This is a genomic window from Nocardioides islandensis, assembly GCF_015352455.1.
GTDB classification, from domain to species: Bacteria; Actinomycetota; Actinomycetes; order Propionibacteriales; family Nocardioidaceae; genus Nocardioides; species Nocardioides islandensis.
On the sequence record NZ_JADKPN010000002.1, the window covers coordinates 278,787 to 297,928 of the forward strand.

A 19,142-nucleotide genomic window follows, 5' to 3' on the forward strand; every position below is an offset into this window, starting at 1 on the left:
TAGCAAGGGAGCACGCGTGCGAGCCGATGCACAGCGCAACCGCGACCGCATCGTCGAGGTCGCCCGCGTGGTGTTCCGCGAGCGCGGGTACGACGCGTCGCTGGACGACATCGCCAAGAAGGCCGGCGTCGGACCGGGCACGCTGTACCGCCACTTCCCCACCCGCGACGCCCTGCTGGACGCCGTCATGCAGGCCTGGGTCGACGGTGTCACCGAGACCACGGACAAGGCCCTCACCTTCGAAGGCCCGGCCCGCGAGTTCCTGATCGGCTGGTTCGAGGCGTACGTCGCCCTCATCAGCATGCACAAGGGCGGCCCGGCCAAGCTCACCTCGGCGATGGGCGACGAGCAGTCCCCCATCTCCCACAAGACGCGGGTCCTGGTCGCGGCCACCCAGCGCGTGGTCGACCACCTCCAAGCCCGCGGCGCGCTGCGGGAGGACGTCGAGGCGCTCCAGATGTGCCGCATGGTCGGGGGCGTGGCCGTCATCGCCGACCAGAGCGACCTGTCGGCCGACGAGGTGCGGCCGATGCTTGCCGTGCTCGCCGACGGCATGCTCCGCCCGACCGGCGGCTGAGCGCTGCTTGTCCTAGTTGTCCTGGTGGGTCCGGAACACGATCGAGTCGACCACGGCCGACTGCTCGGCCAGGATCTCGGGCGGCACCTCACCGGTGGCGCCCTTCATCACGGTCAGCGGCACACCGTCCACGTCGACGACCCAGAGCTCGAGGTGCTCCTCGCCACCGATGTCACCGTTCGCCGACGTCAGGAACACGCCGGCCTCGTGCACGCAGGTGTCGACCACGTCCCTCGGCCGTAGGACCAGGTGGGTGGCGCGTCGCCCGAACGCCATCTCCTCACGAGGAGCCGCCACCATCCGGTAGCCGGGCAGATCGGAGAAGGCGGCCACGCTCTCGGCGTAGGTCTCCACGAAGCGGTAGTGGCCCGGCGTGGTGAGGCAGGCGTCCTCGCTGATGCCCAGCACCTTGACCACGAGCACGCCGACGTACCAGGTGAGGCTCGCCAGCGGCACGTCGTTGTACCTCCCGGCGGTGGGGTCGTCCGACTGGTGCCCGTCGAAGCGGTTGGGGCCCTCCCAGCTGTTCCAGCCCGTCGGCAGGGTGATGAGGGCGGTCGGGTCACCGCGGACCGACGACGGCGTGAGCTCGTAGGTGCCCGCCGCGAGGTCATGCATCTGGTTGCCGGGGTACGGCACGACCGGTCGCCCTGGGGTGTCCACCTTGTCCGGCTCGTCGGCGCGCTGGAAGCGCTCCTGGACGGCGACCGTGCCGCCGATGGCGACGAGCAGCGCGACCGCGGCGGTCGTCGTACGACGACGGGCGCGGACGTCGCTCCCGCGCCGCTCCAGCGCCTCGACGTCGGGGAGGTCGACCAGCAGCTCGGCCCGCTCGGCGAACGCGCGGAGCCTCGACTCGCTCATGACCGCTCCTCCTGGCCGAGCTCGGCTGCCAGGGCGTCCCGCCCGCGGGACAGCCGCGACTTCACGGTGCCCTCCGCGACCCCGAGCTCCTCGGCGATCTGGTGGACCTGGCGGTCGGCCAGGTAGTGCAGCACGAGCACGACGCGCAGGTTCTCGGGCAGCCGGCGCAGGGCGTCGACGACCTCCCAGTGCTCCTCGAGGCCGGGCAGGTCCGGCGGCCCGGTGATCCGGTCCTTGATGCGCGCGAAGTTCCGCATCTTGCGCCAGCGGGTGCGGTGCAGGTTGATGGCGGTGACCCTCAACCAGGCCTCGGGGTTGTCGACGCGGCGGAAGCGCGCGCCCGCGGCGTACGCCCGGACGAACGCCTCCTGCACGAGGTCCTCGGCCTCCCCGGCGTTGCCGGTGACGCCGTACAGCTGCACGACCAGCCGTCGGTACGACGCGGCGAACACGGCGGCCACGTCCACCCCGGTCGCGACCGGACCGCGGGCGAGGACCTCTCCCTCCGCCATGCCGGTCCCTCCTTCGCCGTTCCCTGTGGGGAGGACGACCCGCGAGGACACCCGAGGGTTCCATCGTGCCCCCGGAACTCTTCGGCCGGAACTTCTCGGCCGGAACTGCCGGGAGCTAGCCGACCGGGAGCTCGACCTCGAACGCCGCGCCACCCTCCGGCGCCCGGCCCAGCCGGATCGTGCCGCCGAGCCGGGTCACGACGCCGTGCGCGATGGCCAGCCCGAGGCCGTGCCCCCCGCCGGGCCCCCCGCGGTGCTCCCCGCCGGGCCCTGTCCCCGCGTACCGGTCGTGCAGCACCCCCGGCTCGAACGCGTCCGCCGCGTCCGCCTCCGCCAGCCCGGGGCCGGAGTCACGTACCTCAAGGCGTACGCCGCCGGGCCGGGCCGTCAGCGACCACACGACGCGCGACCCGGCCGGGCAGACGCGCACGGCGTTGTCGGTGAGCACGTCCAGCACCTGCCGCACCCGCCCCGCGTCGGTCCGCAGCCGGACCGGGTACGGCGGGGCCTCCACGTCGAGGGTCAGCCCGGCGCGTGCGACGCGGTCGGCCCACGCGGCCTGACCATCGGTCAGCAGCCGCACCAGGTCCACGTCGCCCACCGCGAGCGTGAAGTCGTCGGCCTCCAGCCGGGCCAGGGCGAGCAGGTCGGCGACGTACCTCTCCATCCGCTCCGACTCCCCGACCAGTGTCCGCGCGACGCCGGGCACCTCGTCGGGGGTGACGGCGCCGTCGAGCAGCGCCTCGGCGTACCCGCGGATCGAGGTCAGCGGCGTGCGCAGCTCGTGGGACACCGACATCAGGAACCGGCGCTGCCGCTCCTCGCTGGCGGCCAGGGCCAGGTCGAGCCGGCGCAGCGCCTCGGCGACCTCGGCGACCTCGCGTGGCCCACCCGGCGGTACCTCGGCGGTGACGCCGCGCTCGCCCGCGCTGAGCCGACGGGCGGTCGCCGCCAGCCCGGCCAGCGGGCGGCCGAGCCGGCGGGCCACCAGTGCGCCGGCCGCGAGCGCGACCAGGAGTCCCAGCCCGAGGGCGAGCAGCAACCGGCGCCGTTGCTGGTCGACCGTCGCGTCCACGTCGGCCCGGCGGCTGGCCAGCACCACGGCCGCCCCGTTGGGCAGGGGCCTCGCCTCCAGCAGCACCGGCTCACCGGAGAGCTCGCCCGACGTCGACACCACGCGCGCCAGAGCCTGCTGGCGTTCGGCCTCGCTCAGGGCCAACGCTGCCCCCCGGGCCTCCCCCGACGCGGCGACGATGCCGACCGCGATGCCCCGGCGGGTGACCACCGGCCGGGTGAGGACGGCGTCCGGGCGCTCGCTGAGCCGCTCCGCGAGCGGCAGCCGGGCGAGCAGGTCGGCGTCACGGGCCAGTGACTCCCGCGCCGAGCGCTCGGCCGACGACCGCACCAGCGGCGAGGTGAGCACGGCCGCGAACGCCAGCGCCAGCACGGCCACGCCCACGGTCGCCGCAGTGAGCAGACCGCGGATGCCCCAGCGGCTCATGACGGGACCCGGTAGCCGACGCCGCGCACGGTCTCGATCGGGCACGCGTCGCCGAGCTTCGCGCGCAGCTGCGCCACGTGCACGTCCACGGTGCGGCTCGCCCCGTAGTCGGCCTGGCCCCACGCCTGGGCGAGCAGCTCGGTGCGGCCCAGCACCCGGCCACGGGTCCGCATCAGGGCCGCCAGCAGGTTGAACTCCGTCAGCGTCAGCGCCACCGGGTCGCCGCCGACCGTCACCGACCGCGCCCGCGCATCCAGCCGGACGGACCCGCTCACCAGCACGTCGGAGCGGGCCGCGTCCTGCGCGCGGCGCAGCACCGCCTTGACGCGCGCCACCATCTCCCGCGGGGAGAACGGCTTGGTCAGGTAGTCGTCGCCGCCGATCTCCAGCCCGATGATCCGGTCCACCTCGTCGTCGCGGGCGGTCACGAAGAGCACCGGCGTCCAGTCCCCGGCCTCGCGCAGCCGGCGGCAGAGCTCGACGCCGTCGAGGTCCGGCAGCCCCACGTCCAGCACCACGAGGACGGGCCTGAGGCGGCGTACGGCGTCCAGCCCGGCCCGTCCGCGGTCCTCGACGTGCACGCCGTACCCGGCCTGCGCGAGGTAGCGGCGCTGCAGCTCGGCGATCGCCGGCTCGTCCTCCACGACGAGCACCAGCCCCTGGCTCACGAGGGAACGCTAGTGGCGACCCTCCCGTCCGGCGGGCCTGCCGCGCACGCCTTACCGGACCCGAACATGTGCCTGACCTGCCCGCCACCCCGCACCGGGAGCCTCGTCCTCATGACACCCCACCCCAAGAGAATGGCGTCGATCGCCCGGCTGCTCGCCGGTGCCCTGCTCACCGCCACCACCCTCGTCGGCACGTCCACCGGCTCCGCGCAGGCGGCTGACGACGAGCCCACGGCCTGCGAGCAGGTCTGGGACGCCCTCCCCGCCGCCATGAAGGACGACATCCGCGCCGCCCTCCCGCTCCCGCTCCGCCAGCGCCGCGCCGCCCTCCTCGAGGTCCGGCACCAGGCGATCACCGGCGGGTACGGCGAGCAGGTGCAGGAGTGGGCCGAGAAGGTCCGCGCCAAGCGCCTGGAGGTCTGGCAGACGTTGCCCGACGACCTGAAGGCCGACATCGTCGCCGCCCGCTCGCTCCCGCTGCGCGAGCAGCGCCGGGCGATGCTGGCGATCCGGTACGCCGCCCTCCACGGTCGGTACGGCGCGGACGTCCAGGCCCTCGCCGAGAAGCGCCGCGAGTTCCGCCAGGGCTGCCCCGGCGTGGCCTCGCGCACGTTCGTCGGCGGCGCGGACCAGGCCGTCGCCTAGTCGGGTGCGGGTCAGCGTCCGCCCGCGACCCGCAGGGTCGTGCCGGTCACGTACGACGCCTCGTCGCTCATCAGCCAGCCGATCGCGTCCGCCACCTCGGCCGGCCGGCCCGCGCGACCCAGGGGCACCAGCGGGCCGACCCGGTCGATGCGGCCGGGCTCGCCGGCGTCGGCGTGGATCGTCGTCTCGACGATGCCCGGCGCCACGCCGACCACGCGGATGCCCTCGCCGGCGACCTCACTCGCCAGGCCGGTCGTCAGCGCGTCGACGCCGGCCTTCGCGGCGGCGTACTGGACGTACTCGTTCGGCGCCCCGAGGGTCGCCGCACCCGACGAGACGTTCACGACCACGCCGCCCTGTCCACCACGGGACCGCGCCATGAGGCGGACCGCCGCACGTGCGCAGAGGATGGCGGCGGTGAGGTTCAGGTCGACGGTGCGGCGGACGACGTCGGCGGACGTCTCGGCGAGCGGCGCGATGTTCAGCGTCGCGCCCGCGTTGTTGACCAGCCCGGTCACGGTGCCGAGCTCGGCGGCTCGCGCGAACAGCAGCGCGACGCCGTCGTCGGTGGTGATGTCCGCGGCGACGACGTGCACCTGGTGGCCGTGCTCGCGGACGTCGCCGGCCGTGGCCTCGGCCGCCTCGCCGTCGGCCGCGTAGCCGAGCACGAGGTCGTGCCCGTCAGCGGCCAGGCGGTGCGCCGTCGCGGCCCCGATCCCCCGGGTGCCGCCGGTGATGACGGTGAGCATGCACCCAACCTATGACCGGCCTAGGGACGACCCAGGAGTGCGCGCAGCACGAGGGTGCCGGCCGGCAGCCCGTACGCGTCGTAGTACGCGAACATCGTGCGCAGACCCTCGGGGACGTCCGGGCCCACCTCGACCCGCTCGGCCGACGTGCCGGCCCCGGCGGCCAGGTCGGCGACGCTCCCGGTGCGGCTGGCCAGCTCGTACGTCGCACCCTCGTGCCGGTCCTCGGTCAGCACCGTGGCCGCCGCCTCGCCGAGGTCGGCGAGGTCGAGGAAGCCGAACGGCGCGTGGACGTCGTACGGGACGAGGAGCGGTCGCGTGAGGTCGAAGTTCTGCAGGTACACGGCCGGCTGGACGATCGTCCAGCCCAGCCCCGAGCGTCGCACCAGGTCCTCGGAGCGGGCCTTGCCCAGGTGGTGGGGCATCGCCGGGAGGTACGGGCTGGCGACCGAGTGGTAGACGACCCGGCCGACCCCGTGGCGCTCGCAGGCGGCCAGGGCGGACGCGACGTACGCCGGCTCGTCCGGGTGGAAGTTCGGCGCGACGAGGTACGCCGCGTCGCAGCCGGCCAGCGCGGCGAGGTCCGGCTGGTCGGACCGTCCGAGGGCCACGCTCTCGACGCCGCGAACGGCGAGAGCCGCGGCGACGGCCCGGCCGGTCTTGCCGTGCCCGCCGACGATCCCGACCCTCATGGGTCTTCAACCTAGGCCGTGCGAACGTCATGCTCGGCGCCATGAGGATCGAGAAGTCGGTGACGGCGGTGACGTGGATCCCCTCGGAGGCGATCGAGGGCATGCCCAAGCTGCCGTTCGAGCTCGGGGTCACCCACTACGACGCGCCGCCACCGGACCGGTTCGCGGACGGGGACCTCGAGGCGTGGCGCGAGGCCAACAGGTTCCGGGAGGCCAACCGGCTGCGCGCCTGGATCGAGGTGGACGGCGGGCGGATCGTCGCCACCGGCTACTCCGGAGGTGCGCTGATCGGCGCCACCCGCGTCACCATCGGCCCGAAGACGGTCGCCTTCCCCGGCGTGACGTACCCGTTGATCCAGCAGGAGCCCGAGATCGGGCCCGGATGGGTCAGGTTCGCGCAGACCGCCGGCGGCCGGATGGGCCTGCCGGCGCCCCGGCGGGTGCGAGGCAAACCGTTCTTCCAGGTGGCCTCGGCCTCGGCGTGGACGACGCTCCAGCTGACGATCTACTCGGACGGGCGTTCCGAGCACCGGCTCACCGGCGCCAGCCCCTTCCCCCGGCACTGGATCTACGACGACGACGGCGTGCTCGTGGAGAAGAGCGGGGCGATCGACTTCGAGCGCTGGTGGCGCGAGTCGCACGCGGCCAACAGCCCGTGGGGCGGCGAGGACTCGCCGGCGGTCATCGCCGCCGCGGAGTCGGAGCTCGAGCGCGAGCTGTCCGGGCTGCTCATCCACGGCTCCCAGGGCATCCGGCGCCGCGACCTGGCGGCGGGAGAGGCCCTCGTCCAGCAGCACGAGACGGGCGACGAGCTGTTCCTCGTGCTCGACGGAATGCTGGACGTCGAGGTGGACGGCGAGGTCGTCGCCGAGGTCGGGCCGGGAGCGGTCCTGGGCGTCCACGCGGCGCTCGAGGGCGGGCGCCGGACCGCGACGCTGCGGGCCGCGACCCGCTGCCGGGTGGTCGTGGTGGCGCAGCACGACCTGGACCCGGCGGCGCTGGCCGCCATCGCGTCCGGCCAGCGCCGAGAGGCGACCTCCTAGGGTCAGGCGGCCCCGGCGATCCGGGACAGCAGCACCTGGCGCGAGACCGTGCCGGTCTTGGCCAGCACCGCCTTCACGTGGTCGTGGACGGTGTGCTCGGAGACGAACAGCCGTCCGGCGATGGCGTGCGAGTCCGACCCGCGGGAGACCTCGGCCAGCACCTCGCGCTCGCGCGGCGTCAGCCCGTGCGCCAGCGCGAAGACCTCGCGCCGCTCGGCGGGCGTGCTCACCTCGATGGTCACCACCACGTCGCCTTCCTCGACGCCGGTCGGGGTCATGCGGTCGGCGCGCAGGGTGACCCATCGTCCCGAGCCGAGGTGCACCCGCGCCCGCGGCTCGCCGACCGGCGCGCCCGCCTCCTGCGCGACGAGGGCCGCCGCGACGTTGTACGCCGCCGCCGGCACCGTCGACACCGGGTCGTCGGGCGGGTTCAGCGCGAAGAGTGCCTCGGCCGCCCACGCCGTCTGGCTGCGCACGACCAGGGCAGGGCTCAGGACGACGACCGCCGGCCCACTGAGGTCGAGCGCCTCGGCGTCGTCCACGAACGTGCGCGCGACGGCCTCGCGCAGTCCCGTGGCCAGCACCGGCGCCAGCTCGGCGAGGAACGCCGCGTCCGCGGCGGCGTACGCCGCCCCGCCCGTGCGCCACAGGTCCAGCCAGGCCCAGCAGCCGAACCGGTCGGCGCACACGACCGTCGCCACGTCGCTGACGCCGAAGCCGCTGAGGCACTCGCGCCAGAGCAGCGAGGCGGACAGGTCGCCGCCGGTCGCGGCGAGCAGCGTCGCGGCCGCGCGGCCCTCGTCGAGCAGCCGGTCCCAGCGGTTGACGGTCGTGAGGTACCGCAGCCGGCCCAAGCGCGGCAGGTCCGGGAAGGCGAGGCCGGGGACGTCGGCGAGCGGTGAGGTGCCCACGCGGGTCGCCGGGTCGGTCAGCAGCCAGACGTGGCCGTCGTACGGGAGCACGGTCCGCACCTCGGCGAGCACCCGTTCGCGGTAGGCCTTCGCGGTCAGGCCCGCGGCGCCGATGCGCTCGACGCGGTCGAGCACGCTCGTCCGGGAGACCACGTCTCCGAGCGTAGGGCCGCGTCGCGGACGCGAGGATCCCCAGCACGGGGGATGTCCCGACCCTGCGCGGTGGGCGCACAGTCCTCGCCATGTACGCACTCCAGATCCAGAACACCGTCCGCGACTACGACAGCTGGAGGGCCGCCTTCGACAAGTTCGAGCGGTTCCGCGAGGAGCACGCCGTCCGGTCCTACCGCGTGCTGCGCAGCGCCGGCGACCCGCACGACGTCCAGGTGATCCTCGACTTCGACGACGAGACGGCGGCGACCGAGTTCCGGGGACGCCTCGAGCAGATCCTCCGGACGCCGCAGTCCCGGGAGCAGCTGAGCAGCCATCGTGGGCCCGACCTGCTCGAGGTCGTGGGCCGCCAGTCCTGGTGAGGCACTCGTCGGGCCAGGACTAAATGCGCGACAACGAGCGTCCGAGACGGCATCCTGATCGCGCACACGTCCGACCAAGGGGGTCTCATGATCAAGGCGTACCGGATTCTGGCCGTCATCATCGCGGCGGAGGTGGTCATCCAGGCGATGATGATCGTCTTCGCGGTGGCGGGCCTCGGGAAGTACATCGACGACGGCAACGTCGTCGACAAGGCCGCCATGGAGGACGAGGACCTCAGCTTCACCGGGGTCGTCGGCTTCATGGTCCACGGCATCAACGGGATGATGATCATCCCGCTGCTGGGCATCGCCCTCCTGGTCATCTCCTTCTTCGCGAAGTTCGACGGCGCGGTCAAGTGGGCAGGCATCGTGCTCGCCTCGATCGTGGTCCAGGTGTTCGCCGGGATCCTCGCCCACGACGCGCCGTACATCGGCCTGATCCACGGGCTCAACGCCTTCATCCTCGCCGGTTCCGCCGGGTTCGCCTCCCGGCAGGCCAAGGCCGCCGAGGTCGGCGCGCCGGCCACCACCGTGGCGGCGTGAGCCAGGAAGCACCGCAGCAGAACCCTCGGCCTCGGGTCGCGACGTACCTGCGCACCCACCTGCGCACGATCGTCGCGACCGCGGCCACGCTCGCCGTCCTCGTGCCGCTCGCGGTGATGTGGTGGGGCAGCCGGATGCCGGGGTCCTACTCCGTCATGGACATGGGGTACGTCGACCTCGGCGGCGGGCCCGACACGATGGGGCTCGCCGATCGGTCCGGCCACGACATGTCCGGGATGCCGGGCATGGTCAGCGTCGCCGACCTCGTCGCCGACCCCGGCCGGCCCGCGGACGTCACCGTCGACCTCACCGCGTCGCAAGGCACCGTGACACTGGCGTCGGGGCGCACGGTCGAGGGGTACATGTTCAACGGCACCTCGCCCGGCCCCCTGATCGAGGCGACCGAGGGCGACCTGGTCGAGGTGCGGGTGCACAACGACGACGTCGAGGACGGCATCTCGGTCCACTGGCACGGCGTCGACGTCCCGAACGCCGAGGACGGCGTCGCCGGCGTCACCCAGGACGCGATCGGGGCGGGCGAGGACCACGTCTACCGCTTCGTCGTCGACGACCCGGGCACCTACTGGTACCACTCGCACCAGGTCTCGCACACCCAGGTGCTCCGCGGGTTGTACGGGCCGCTCGTGGTGCACCCCCGCGGGCGGCCGAGCGCGGTGGACGTGATGGCGGTGACGCACACGTACGCCGGGACGCGGACGCTCAACGGGGACGAGGGTGTCGTCACGTTCGGCGCCTCCCCCGGCGCGGTCGCCCGCGTGCGGGTCGTGAACACGGACAACGGCGCCGTGCAGGCCTGGTCGTCCGCGCCGTACCGCGTCCTGGCCGTCGACGGCCGCGAGGTGAACGAGCCGACGGCCGTGGAGGGCAAGCGCGTCTCCGTGCCGGCCGGTGGCCGCTACGACCTCGAGGTCACCGCGCCGGCCCGCATCCAGATCGGCTCGACGGCGCTCGTCGTCGGGGACGACGACCCCGGCCGGGCGCCGCAGCCGCGCGACGAGCTGGACATGCTGTCCTACGGCTCGCCGACCGCGCTCCCGTTCGACGCCTCGGCGCCCGACCGGACGTTCCGGTACTCCATCGGCCGCCGCCCCGGCTTCCTCGACGGCAAGCCCGGCTTCTGGTGGTCCATCAACGGGCACCTGTGGCCGGACATCCCGATGTACGTCGTCGACGAGGGCGACGTGGTCGTGTTCGAGATCGAGAACCACAGCGGCGAGGTGCACCCGATGCACCTCCACGGCCACCACGCGGTGGTGCTCTCCCGCGACGGCGAGGAGGCCACCGGGAGCCCGTGGTGGGTCGACTCCCTCGACGTCGACGACGGCGAGACGCTGCGGGTGGCGTTCGTCGCCGACAACCCGGGCATCTGGATGGACCACTGCCACAACCTCAAGCACGCGGCGCAGGGCTTGGTGGCGCACCTGATGTACAGCAACGTCACCGAGCCCTACCGCGCGGGCGACGACACCGGCAACACGCCGGAGTGAGCTATCGACTCCGCTCTGCTTGGGCCCGGTGCAGCTCGCGCAGCTCGTCCTCGAGCTCGGTGAAGGGCCCGCGCACCTCGATGCCGGGCGCGACCTCCTGGACGGGCAACGGCAGGACGGCCGAGGGCGGGAGGCCCCAGGCGGCCCGCCAGACGACCAGCTGCGCCGTCGACCCGGCGTACACGATCGGCCCCAGGCCGACCCACGCGTGCGCCGCCGAGCACATCGCGCAGTGCTCGCCCGAGGTGTAGACCGTCGACCCGGCACGCTCCTCGGGCGTCAGGTTGGTCGCGGCCCAGCGTGCGGCCTCCAGCTCCGGGTGACGGGTCTGGTCGCCGTCCTTCGTGCGGTTGCGGTCCTCGAAGCGGACCTCGCCGCTCGCGTCGACCAGCACCGAGCCGAAGGGCTCGTCGCCGTCGTCGTACGCCTCGCGAGCCAGGTCGACGGCCCGCCGCAGGTAGGTGAGATCGTCCTCGTGCTGGTCGTCGGGCCGGGTCATGCCAGCACGTCCACGGGTGCGTGGGCGGCCCCGTCGGCCAGCCGGGCGTACCCGGGGCCGCGGTCGAAGAAGGCGTCGCTCGCCGCCGGCCGGGCGGCCCTCGCGGCGGCCGTCGCGTCGGCGTCGTACCCGAGGTCGTCCGCCTCCACGGAGCCGGTGAGCACCACGCCGTACGACGCCAGCGCGGCGTCCGCGGACACCTTGCGCCAGACGACGTCGCGCACCACGAGCTCGGGGTCGCGCGCGAGCGGGTCGCCCCAGCCGCCACCACCCGTCGTGCGGATGCGGATCACCTCGCCGGCCTCGACCGGCTCGGCGTCGGCAAGTGCGTCGACCTCCCGCTCGCGCGGTCCGCCGGGGTCGATGGTGACCTGGAACGGCTGGCCGGCCAGTCCGCCCTTCACGCCCCAGCAGGCGAGGATCGACCGGTCCGCGATCGACATGAAGTGGGCGTCCTTGAGCATCCGGATGTGCTTCTCGTACCCCAGCCCGCCGCGGTACTCCCCCGCGCCGCCGGAGTCCATCGCGAGGCCGAGCGACTCCACGCGGAACGGGAAGCGGGCCTCGGTGAACTCGGTCGGCAGGTTCCGCGAGTCCGGCACGACGTGGATGGTGTCCTCCCCGTCGGCGTAGTAGCGGCCGCCGGAGCCGCCGCCGAGCACCTCGCGCATGAGGTACGAGCGGCCGTCGAGGTCCTCGCCGTACACGCCGGTGTAGCGGATCGTCTCCTGGTCCGCCGGCATCCGCCCGTCGACCGCCTTGGCCACCACACCCGCGAGGACGCCCAGCAGCCGCAGGATCACGAACGTGCGGGCGTTGGTCGGCGCCGGGAAGACCGGTGTCAGCAGCGTGCCGGGCTCGGGGAACCGCATCTCGATGAGCGGCACGATGCCCTCGTTGACGTCGAGCTCGGCCATCCGCTCGGGGGTGTCGGCGAGGTTGCGCAGGATCGGCGCCAGCCACTTCTTGAGGAACACGCCGTCGCTGTAGTCGCCGCAGTGGTTGATCGGTCCCTTCGCCTGCGCCGACGTGCCGTCGAAGTCGAGGATGATCCGCTCGCCATCGGGGTCGTCCGGGCCGGTGCGGGTGAGCGTGATGCGTTGGGTGTGCAGCATCGGCTCGTCGACGCCGTCGTGCTCGGCGTAGTCCTCCCACACCCACGACCCGACCGGGATCTTGCTCAGGATCTCGCGGCGGTACGTCGTGGTGGTGCGGTCGATGATCGCGTCGAAGCAGGACTCCACGACGTCCACGCCGTAGCGGTCGAAGAGCTCGCCCAGCCGGCGCGCACCCATCAGGCAGGCCGAGCACTCGGCGTCGAGGTCGGCGGCCAGGCTCTCGGGCATCCGGGAGTTGCGGGTCATGATCGACAGCGCCGCCTTGTTGGGCCTGCCTGCGTCCCACAGCCGGATCGGCGGGACCATCAGGCCCTCCTCGAAGACGCTGGTCGCGTGGCTCGGCATCGAGCCCGGGACCGCGCCGCCGATGTCGTCGTGGTGGCCGAAGGCCTGCACGAACGCGACCACCTTCCCGTGCGAGAAGACGGGGACGGTCACGCAGAGATCGGGCAGGTGGCCGATGCCGCCCTCGGAGCGGTAGACGTCGTTGTGGAAGAACACGTCGCCCTCGCGCATCTCCTCGATCGGGAAGTCGCGGGCGACGGGGTGGACGAGGGCGGAGTACGAGCGGCCGGTGAGCTTGCGCAGCAGCCGGTCGTGGATGCCCGCGCGGAAGTCGTGGGCGTCCCGGATCATCGGGCTGCGGGAGGTGCGCGCGATGGCGGTCTCGACCTCCATCTCCACGCTGGCCAGCGATCCCTGGACGATCTCGACCAGCACCGGGTCGGCGCTCGCGCCGGCGTCGTCGGTGAGGGAGCCGAACGGGAACTGGGTGGGGGCACGCCGGCTCACGAGTCACTCCTGGTCACGATGAGGTTGAGGTACTCGTCGACGCGGACGTCGAAGCCGGGATGGATCGGCACCGTCGACCCGAACTCCTCGACGATCACCGGCCCGGTCAGCGTCGAGCCCGGCGGCAGGTCGGACCGCGGCACGACCGGGGTCTCGACGTACCCGGTGTCGGCGTCGAAGCACACGGGCCGGGTGGTTTCGAGGCTCGTCGCTGACGCTCCTCGCACCTCAACCACCGAACGGATCTCCGGCCGCGTGATCGGCCCGATGCCCGACACCCGCAGGTTCACCCACTCGACGTGTTGCGAGGCGTCGCCGGAGAAGTCGTAGCCGTACAGCGCACGGTGCTCGGCGTGGAAGGCGTCCGCGACGGCGGCCAGCGACCGGGCGTCGAGCGCACCCTCCGGCACCGGCACCCGGACCTCGAACGCCTGCCCGAAGTACCGCAGGTCCGCGGTCCGCTGGAACACGTGCTGCTGGGGTGTGAAGCCCTCCTTGGACAGCGCCTCGGCCGCCTGCGCGGCGAGGGCGTCGTACGCCGCCGTCACGACGCCCGCGTCCAGCCGCTCGGCCAGCGAGACGTGCGTCTGCACGTAGTCGTTCTTCACGTCGACGGTGAGCAGGCCGAACGCCGAGACGTTGCCGGGGTTCGGCGGCACCAGCACCGTCGGGATGCCGAGGATGTCCATCAGCCGGCACAGCAGCAGCGAGCCGGAGCCGCCGAAGGTGGTGAGCGTGAAGTCACGGACGTCGAGGCCCCGCTTGACGGTGACCTGACGCAGGGCGTTGGCCTGGTTCCACGCCGAGATCTCCAGGATGCCGGTGGCGCAGGCCTCGGGCGTCAGGCCCAGCTTCGAGGCGAGCGCCTCGAGGCCGTCGCACGCCGCGACCACGTCGAGCGGGATCTCGCCGCCGAGCAGGTGCGGCGGGATCCGGCCCAGCACGACGTGGGCGTCGGTGATCGTGACCTCGGTGCCGCCCTTGGCGTAGCAGAGCGGGCCGGGGTCGGCGCCCGCCGACTGCGGGCCCACCTTGAGCGTGCCCTCGGGGGAGAGCCACGCGATCGAGCCGCCGCCCGCCCCGACGGTGACGACGTCGATCATCGGGATCTTGGACGGGTACGCGCCGACCGAGCCCTCGGTCGTCAGCGTCGGCTCGCCGTCGATCACGACACTCACGTCGGTCGACGTCCCTCCCCCGTCACTGGTGAGCACCCGGTCGAAGCCGGCCACCTGCGCGATGAGTGCGGCGCCGAGCGCGCCGGCGGCCGGCCCGCTGAGCACGGTGGTGATCGGCTGGTGCACGACCTCGTCGGCCGACAGCACGCCGCCGTTCGACTTCATCACGTAGAACGGGACGCGCCGCTCGCCGGCGTACTCGGCAAGGCGTCCCTTGATGTTGTTGACGTACGCCGACAGCCGGGGCTTCACGGCCGCGTCGACGAGGGTCGTCATGGCGCGTTCGTACTCGCGGTACTCGCGCAGCACCTCGCTGGACAGCGACACCACGGCGTCCGGGTGCTCCTCGGCGAGGACCGCCCGCATCCGCTCCTCGTGCTCCGGGTTCGCGTAGGCGTGCAGGAAGCAGACACCCAGCGTGGTGATCCCCTGCGCCTTGAACCACCGCGCCACCGATCGCGCGCCGTCCTCGTCGAACGGCCGCACCTCGGCGCCGGTGAAGTCGAGCCGGCCGCCGACACCCTTGACCAGGTGGCGCGGGACGATCCGGTCGGGCTTGACCCAGAAGTACGAGTTGCCGTAGCCGTCGGGCACCGACTGCCGGGCGATCTCGAGCATCGCCTCGTAGCCCTCGGTGGTGATGTAGCCGAGCCGGTCGACCTTGCCCTCGAGGAGCTGGTTGGTGGCGACCGTGGTCCCGTGGCTGACCGCGCTGATCGGGTCGCCGTCGCCCTGCGGGAGTCCCAGCAGGTCGAGCACCTTGTCGATGCCCGACATGAACCCGTCGGCCGGGTTGCTGGGCGTCGACGGCGTCTTGGTGGTGACCAGCTCGCCGGAGTCCTCGTCGAAGGCGACGACGTCGGTGAAGGTGCCGCCGGTGTCGATGCCGATGCGGATCCTGCGCGTCATGGCCACCAGTGTGCTGGGGCGTGCGCAGCACGAGCGACGGCAACCATTGCCGAGTCTTCCGGCCTCGGGTGGTGGACCGGGTCGGTCGCGGCGACCTAGACCTCGGGGGCGCGGTCGTTGTAGACGCCGGCCGGCTCCTGGCCGGAGAGCGCCTGGATGGCGGCCATGATCTCGTCGGTGACCTCGCGCCGCGCCCGGCCGAGCGGCACGCCATCGGCGCGACCGGTGAAGTCGAGCGGCCGGCCGAACTTCACCGTCACCTTGGCCAGCTTGGGGAACCTCGAACCGACCGGCTGGATCTTGTCGGTGCCCTGGAGCCCGACCGGTACGACGGGAACGCCGGCGGTCAGGGCGAGATGTGCGACGCCCGTGCGGCCGCGGTACAGGCGACCGTCGCGCGAGCGCGTCCCCTCGGGGTAGATGCCGAAAGCCTCGCCCTTGCCGAGCACCTCGAGCGCGGTGTCGAGACTGTCGATGGCCGCCTGGGTGTCGTCGCGGTCGACCGGCAGCATCCCGAGCGCCTCGAACCACGCCCGCTGCGCAGCCCCCTTGATGCCGGTGCCGTTGAAGTAGTCGGACTTGGCGAGGAACGCGACGGGCCGTGGCGCCACCGACGGGATCACGACGCTGTCGACGAAGCTCAGGTGGTTGCTGGCGAGCAGCACGCCGCCGTGCTTGGGCACGTTGCCCACCCCGAGCACCGTCGGTCGCCAGATCGCCTTGAGGAGCGGCGGGACCGCCGAGTGCACCACCTCGTAGAACACCCGGCCATTGTGTCGCGGCACTCGGCCGGGACATCACCCGGTCCGCAACAAGCCGCTCCGGGCCGCTCCGGGCCGCTCCAGGCCGCTCCAGGCCGCAACCACAGAATTCGTCCGGCGCGCGCCCCCGGTCTGCACGACGAGCGAAGCGAGCGCAGCGAGCGAGTCGAGGAGGAAGACCGGGGGTGACGAGCGCGCCGGACATGCCGAGCGAAGCGAGGCGAAGACGACAAAGGTGAAGGGCCCTCGCGAGTATGAGTCGCAAGGGCCCTTCAGGTGACCGGTACCGGTGACGCTTCCGATCGACCAGCCATCCGTCTCCAGTCCCAGCAGCTTCGTCACCCTGCTGCCGCCGCCGGTCTTGCGACCGCGGTGTGGACCTTCGCCTTCCGGCCGATCCCGCTCTCCCCGGAGGGATCGCGTAGGGAGAGTTCTATGGCCTCCGGGAACCCACGCGCAAGAGGAATCCCCAAGAAAAATGGGGGAATTCTCGGTTCCGGCCGGTCCTCCACAGCGAGCCCTCACTCGTCCACAGGTCCGCCGCCGTCCTCCACAGAGGCGGGGTCGGCGCTGTGGACGATCAGCTGACGGTGACCACGTCGCCGACCTCGAGGTGTCCGGGCGTCGCGACGTCGACGAGCATCGCCAGGCACACCTCGCGGGCCCGTCCGAGCGCCTTGAGCATCGGCGTCGTGGTGGCCACGCCGTCCTGGGCCAGGTCCACCATCCGACACCGCTCGAGACGGCGGTCGACCACGAGCTCGACGGACCCGACCAGGAGCTTCCGACCGGCCCAGCTCTCCTCCACGAACGGCTCCGTCGTCTCCAGCACCAGGTTCGTGCGGGTGCGTCGCGGGTCGGCGTCGACGCCGAGCTCGCGCCGGCACCACTCGAGGGAGGCGCTGCCGACCAGCGACACCGGCCCGTCGTCGAAGTACGGCGTCTCCGCCTCCGCCAGCACCCGCACGGGGTCGCCGAACGTGTGGCTCAGCTCGGCGTCGAGGGCGTCGTCGCCGACCAGCCAGGAGTGGTCGTCGCGGCGGACCTCGACCCTCCCGTCGGGCGTGGTGGCGGCGACGTACGAGAAGACCTGGTCGCGTCGCCGGAACCGCCGGCTGTCCTTGCCCGACGACAGCTTCCCGTCACCGTCCACGACGGCGTACCGCCGGTCCCCGACCAGCCCTCGCGCGTCCAGCTCGGCCCGCCGCAACGCCTCGCCGCCCATCGACTTCACGGGGTACCGGCGGATCGCGGCGACGGTGATGGGCACGTCGGCCAGCCTAGAGGCGCTCCACAGATCGCCGGCCGAGGCTGTGGACGAAGGTGGGCCACCTGTGGAGGAAGTGGGTGTGCTTGTGGACGACACGCCGAAGGTTGTGGACGGACAGGATTTCCCTGAAATAGTTGGGGATTCCCTCTTGCGCACCCCTCCTCGGACCGCATAGAACTCTCCTCACGAACTTCCTCCGGGAGGTTCGGGTCTCACAGAAGTGAGGACCTGTACGGCGGCTTCGGTCGTCGCGGACCGCGGGTGACGGCGGGACGGGGTCGGAGCGGACGTGGGGCGATCGCTGGGTCACCACGGCGGTCACCGAAGGGCCCTGGCACTCATACTGCCGGGGCCCTTCACCTATTTGAGGAGCGTCCGGCTGCGACCGGAGCGTCAGCGACGGGCGCCGCGGCGCGTCTCGAAATCCAGGCTCTCGTAGGCCGCGGCCACCTCGAGCAGCCTCCGGTCGGTGCCGTGCGCGGTGACCAGCTGCACCCCGATCGGCAGTCCGTCGCGCGTCGTGGCCCCCGGCATGGAGATGGCCGGGCACCCGGTGACCGTGATGAGGTAGGCCGACCGCATCCAGTCGAGGTACGTCGTCATCGGCCGGCCGTTGATGTCGGCGGGGTACTCCTGGTCGGCCGGGAACGGCGGCACCTGCGAGGTGGGCAGCAGCAGGACGTCGTACCGCTCGAAGAACAACCGGGCCGTCTCGCCGACGGCGGTGAGCTGCTCGTACGCGCGGGCGACGTCGGCGCCGGTCAGGCCCTCGCCGGCGCGGATGTTGTCGGCCAGCGAGGGCTTGAACTCGTCGGGGTGGTCGGCGAGCAGGTCCTTGAAGCCGGCCTGGAAGACCCAGGCGCGCAAGGTGCGGAAGGTGTCCTCGGCCAGCGTCAGGTCGGGCTGGTCGGCCTCGACGTGGGAACCGGCCGCGGCCATCGTCCGGCCGGCGGCCTCGACCGCGGCGGCCACCTCGGCGTCGACCTCGATCAAGCCACCGAGGTCCGGCGAGACCGCGACCCGGAGGCCCTTGAGGCTGCCCGCGATCGGCGGCGCGAAGGCCGACCCGGGGTCGCCGAGCGCCAGCGGCACGCGGGGGTCGGGCCCGGCGATCACCGAGAGCAGGAGGGCCAGGTCGCCGACGTTGCGGGCGAGCGGCCCGGAGATCCCCAGGGCCTCCCACTGGTTGGCGCTCGGCCAGGCGGGGACCCTCCCGCGGCTCGGCCTCAGCCCGACCACGCCGCAGAACGACGCCGGGTTGCGCAGCGAGCCACCCATGTCGGACCCGTCGGCCAGCGGCACCATGCCGGCCGCCAGCGCGCAGGCCGCTCCCCCGCTCGAGCCGCCCGCCGACCTCGTCGGGTCGACCGGGTTGAGGGTCGTCCCGAAGACGGTGTTGAACGTGTGGCTGCCCGCCGCGAACTCGGGGACGTTGGTCTTGCCGATCGGCACCGCCCCCGCCTTCCGGATCCGCTCGACGACCAGCTCGTCGCGGTCCGGGACGTTGTCGCGCAGCAGCGGCGAGCCGTACGTCGTCAGCCACCCGGCGACGTCGTGGGTGTCCTTGAACGCCCATGGCAGCCCGTGCAGCGGCCCGCGCTCGTCGTACGGCGTCCGGTCGGCCTCGCTGGCCCCGTCGCGCGCCCGCTCCTCGTCGAGGCTGACGATGGCGTTGAGCTGGGGGTTGCGCTCGGCGATCCGCTCGAGGTGCAGGTCCATCAGCTCCGAGCAGGTGATCTCCCGGCTCGCGATCGCCCTGACCATCTCGCGCGCTGTGGAGTGGACGCCGAGGTCGGTCATGCGGCCGTGCTTTGGCGTCGTTCCTGCCCCTTTGGCGTCGTTGCAACGACGCCAAACGTCCGGGATACC

The 19,142-nt window shown here is 72.9% G+C and carries 19 protein-coding genes; 6 read left to right on the forward strand and 13 right to left on the reverse strand.

What is annotated here, in order from left to right:
• Positions 1-16 precede the first annotated feature (16 nt).
• Positions 17-577 (forward strand): TetR/AcrR family transcriptional regulator, encoded by a 561-nt coding sequence (locus ISU07_RS06830; RefSeq protein WP_194706006.1) that lies wholly within the window; start codon positions 17-19, stop codon positions 575-577.
• A 12-nt stretch (positions 578-589) separates the two neighbouring features.
• Here ISU07_RS06830 and ISU07_RS06835 read toward each other — a convergent pair whose 3' ends face one another.
• The 4 genes from ISU07_RS06835 to ISU07_RS06850 form a co-directional block, all read right to left on the reverse strand.
• On the reverse strand, positions 590-1,441 hold the full coding sequence (locus ISU07_RS06835; RefSeq protein WP_194706007.1) for a hypothetical protein: 852 nt from the start codon (positions 1,439-1,441) through the stop codon (positions 590-592).
• Positions 1,438-1,953, reverse strand: a complete 516-nt coding sequence (locus tag ISU07_RS06840) for a SigE family RNA polymerase sigma factor (RefSeq protein ID WP_194706008.1) — start codon at positions 1,951-1,953, stop codon at positions 1,438-1,440. Before ISU07_RS06840 ends, ISU07_RS06835 begins: the two co-directional genes overlap by 4 nt.
• Positions 1,954-2,068: 115 nt before the next feature.
• Positions 2,069-3,454, reverse strand: a complete 1,386-nt coding sequence (locus ISU07_RS06845; RefSeq protein ID WP_194706009.1) for a sensor histidine kinase — start codon at positions 3,452-3,454, stop codon at positions 2,069-2,071.
• Entirely contained in the window at positions 3,451-4,122 is a 672-nt protein-coding gene (locus ISU07_RS06850) for a response regulator transcription factor (protein WP_323742470.1), read from the reverse strand. The genes ISU07_RS06845 and ISU07_RS06850 overlap by 4 nt, the downstream gene beginning before the upstream one ends.
• A gap of 111 nt (positions 4,123-4,233) precedes the next feature.
• Between ISU07_RS06850 and ISU07_RS06855 the strand changes: the two genes are divergently transcribed.
• A complete protein-coding gene (locus tag ISU07_RS06855) occupies positions 4,234-4,767 on the forward strand; it encodes a hypothetical protein (RefSeq protein WP_194706010.1) in 534 nt (177 codons plus the stop codon).
• Between the two features lie 11 nt (positions 4,768-4,778).
• On the opposite strand, the gene ISU07_RS06860 is transcribed toward ISU07_RS06855, so the two are convergent.
• The gene (locus ISU07_RS06860) at positions 4,779-5,516 is read right to left on the reverse strand and encodes an SDR family oxidoreductase (protein WP_194706011.1); all 738 of its coding nucleotides are present in this window, start codon (positions 5,514-5,516) and stop codon (positions 4,779-4,781) included.
• Between the two features lie 20 nt (positions 5,517-5,536).
• Positions 5,537-6,208 (reverse strand): SDR family oxidoreductase, encoded by a 672-nt coding sequence (locus ISU07_RS06865; RefSeq protein ID WP_194706012.1) that lies wholly within the window; start codon positions 6,206-6,208, stop codon positions 5,537-5,539.
• Between the two features lie 41 nt (positions 6,209-6,249).
• On the opposite strand from ISU07_RS06865, the gene ISU07_RS06870 reads away from it, so the two are divergent.
• Positions 6,250-7,251, forward strand: a complete 1,002-nt coding sequence (locus ISU07_RS06870; RefSeq protein WP_194706013.1) for a cyclic nucleotide-binding domain-containing protein — start codon at positions 6,250-6,252, stop codon at positions 7,249-7,251.
• 2 nt (positions 7,252-7,253) lie between these two features.
• Here ISU07_RS06870 and ISU07_RS24720 read toward each other — a convergent pair whose 3' ends face one another.
• Positions 7,254-8,315: a helix-turn-helix transcriptional regulator gene (locus ISU07_RS24720; protein ID WP_323742471.1), complete on the reverse strand. Its 1,062-nt coding sequence runs from the start codon at positions 8,313-8,315 to the stop codon at positions 7,254-7,256.
• 89 nt (positions 8,316-8,404) lie between these two features.
• Here ISU07_RS24720 and ISU07_RS06880 point away from each other — a divergent pair, with 89 nt between their 5' ends.
• The 3 genes from ISU07_RS06880 to ISU07_RS06890 all read left to right on the forward strand — a co-directional run bounded on the left by ISU07_RS06880 (position 8,405) and on the right by ISU07_RS06890 (position 10,746).
• Entirely contained in the window at positions 8,405-8,695 is a 291-nt protein-coding gene (locus ISU07_RS06880) for a hypothetical protein (RefSeq protein WP_194706014.1), read from the forward strand.
• An 87-nt stretch (positions 8,696-8,782) separates the two neighbouring features.
• Positions 8,783-9,238 (forward strand): hypothetical protein, encoded by a 456-nt coding sequence (locus ISU07_RS06885; protein ID WP_194706015.1) that lies wholly within the window; start codon positions 8,783-8,785, stop codon positions 9,236-9,238.
• Positions 9,235-10,746 (forward strand): multicopper oxidase family protein, encoded by a 1,512-nt coding sequence (locus tag ISU07_RS06890; protein WP_323742472.1) that lies wholly within the window; start codon positions 9,235-9,237, stop codon positions 10,744-10,746. The genes ISU07_RS06885 and ISU07_RS06890 overlap by 4 nt, the downstream gene beginning before the upstream one ends.
• A gap of 1 nt (position 10,747) precedes the next feature.
• On the opposite strand, the gene ISU07_RS06895 is transcribed toward ISU07_RS06890, so the two are convergent.
• The 6 genes from ISU07_RS06895 to ISU07_RS06920 form a co-directional block, all read right to left on the reverse strand.
• Complete coding sequence (locus ISU07_RS06895; RefSeq protein ID WP_194706016.1) at positions 10,748-11,245, reverse strand: nucleoside deaminase; 498 nt, start codon at positions 11,243-11,245, stop codon at positions 10,748-10,750.
• Positions 11,242-13,155, reverse strand: coding sequence for a hydantoinase B/oxoprolinase family protein (locus tag ISU07_RS06900; protein ID WP_194706017.1), 1,914 nt, complete (start codon positions 13,153-13,155; stop codon positions 11,242-11,244). The genes ISU07_RS06895 and ISU07_RS06900 overlap by 4 nt, the downstream gene beginning before the upstream one ends.
• Positions 13,152-15,242: a hydantoinase/oxoprolinase family protein gene (locus tag ISU07_RS06905; protein WP_194706018.1), complete on the reverse strand. Its 2,091-nt coding sequence runs from the start codon at positions 15,240-15,242 to the stop codon at positions 13,152-13,154. The genes ISU07_RS06900 and ISU07_RS06905 overlap by 4 nt, the downstream gene beginning before the upstream one ends.
• A 95-nt stretch (positions 15,243-15,337) precedes the next feature.
• Entirely contained in the window at positions 15,338-16,006 is a 669-nt protein-coding gene (locus tag ISU07_RS06910; RefSeq protein WP_194706019.1) for a lysophospholipid acyltransferase family protein, read from the reverse strand.
• Between the two features lie 577 nt (positions 16,007-16,583).
• On the reverse strand, positions 16,584-17,273 hold the full coding sequence (locus ISU07_RS06915) for an MOSC domain-containing protein (protein ID WP_194706020.1): 690 nt from the start codon (positions 17,271-17,273) through the stop codon (positions 16,584-16,586).
• A 393-nt stretch (positions 17,274-17,666) separates the two neighbouring features.
• Positions 17,667-19,073, reverse strand: coding sequence for an amidase (locus ISU07_RS06920; RefSeq protein WP_194706021.1), 1,407 nt, complete (start codon positions 19,071-19,073; stop codon positions 17,667-17,669).
• Between the last annotated feature and the right edge of the window lie 69 nt (positions 19,074-19,142).

What these genes read in the sequence shown, in the direction of transcription:
- ISU07_RS06860 (WP_194706011.1), bottom strand. Translation starts at nt 5,516, where the DNA reads ATGCTCACCGTCATCACCGGCGGCACCCGGGGGATCGGGGCCGCGACG.
- ISU07_RS06880 (WP_194706014.1), top strand. Translation starts at nt 8,405, where the DNA reads ATGTACGCACTCCAGATCCAGAACACCGTCCGCGACTACGACAGCTGG.
- ISU07_RS06840 (WP_194706008.1), bottom strand. Translation starts at nt 1,953, where the DNA reads ATGGCGGAGGGAGAGGTCCTCGCCCGCGGTCCGGTCGCGACCGGGGTG.
- ISU07_RS06905 (WP_194706018.1), bottom strand. Translation starts at nt 15,242, where the DNA reads ATGACGCGCAGGATCCGCATCGGCATCGACACCGGCGGCACCTTCACC.
- ISU07_RS06855 (WP_194706010.1), top strand. Translation starts at nt 4,234, where the DNA reads ATGACACCCCACCCCAAGAGAATGGCGTCGATCGCCCGGCTGCTCGCC.
- ISU07_RS06920 (WP_194706021.1), bottom strand. Translation starts at nt 19,073, where the DNA reads ATGACCGACCTCGGCGTCCACTCCACAGCGCGCGAGATGGTCAGGGCG.
- ISU07_RS06885 (WP_194706015.1), top strand. Translation starts at nt 8,783, where the DNA reads ATGATCAAGGCGTACCGGATTCTGGCCGTCATCATCGCGGCGGAGGTG.
- ISU07_RS06865 (WP_194706012.1), bottom strand. Translation starts at nt 6,208, where the DNA reads ATGAGGGTCGGGATCGTCGGCGGGCACGGCAAGACCGGCCGGGCCGTC.
- ISU07_RS06870 (WP_194706013.1), top strand. Translation starts at nt 6,250, where the DNA reads ATGAGGATCGAGAAGTCGGTGACGGCGGTGACGTGGATCCCCTCGGAG.
- ISU07_RS06845 (WP_194706009.1), bottom strand. Translation starts at nt 3,454, where the DNA reads ATGAGCCGCTGGGGCATCCGCGGTCTGCTCACTGCGGCGACCGTGGGC.
- ISU07_RS06835 (WP_194706007.1), bottom strand. Translation starts at nt 1,441, where the DNA reads ATGAGCGAGTCGAGGCTCCGCGCGTTCGCCGAGCGGGCCGAGCTGCTG.
- ISU07_RS06895 (WP_194706016.1), bottom strand. Translation starts at nt 11,245, where the DNA reads ATGACCCGGCCCGACGACCAGCACGAGGACGATCTCACCTACCTGCGG.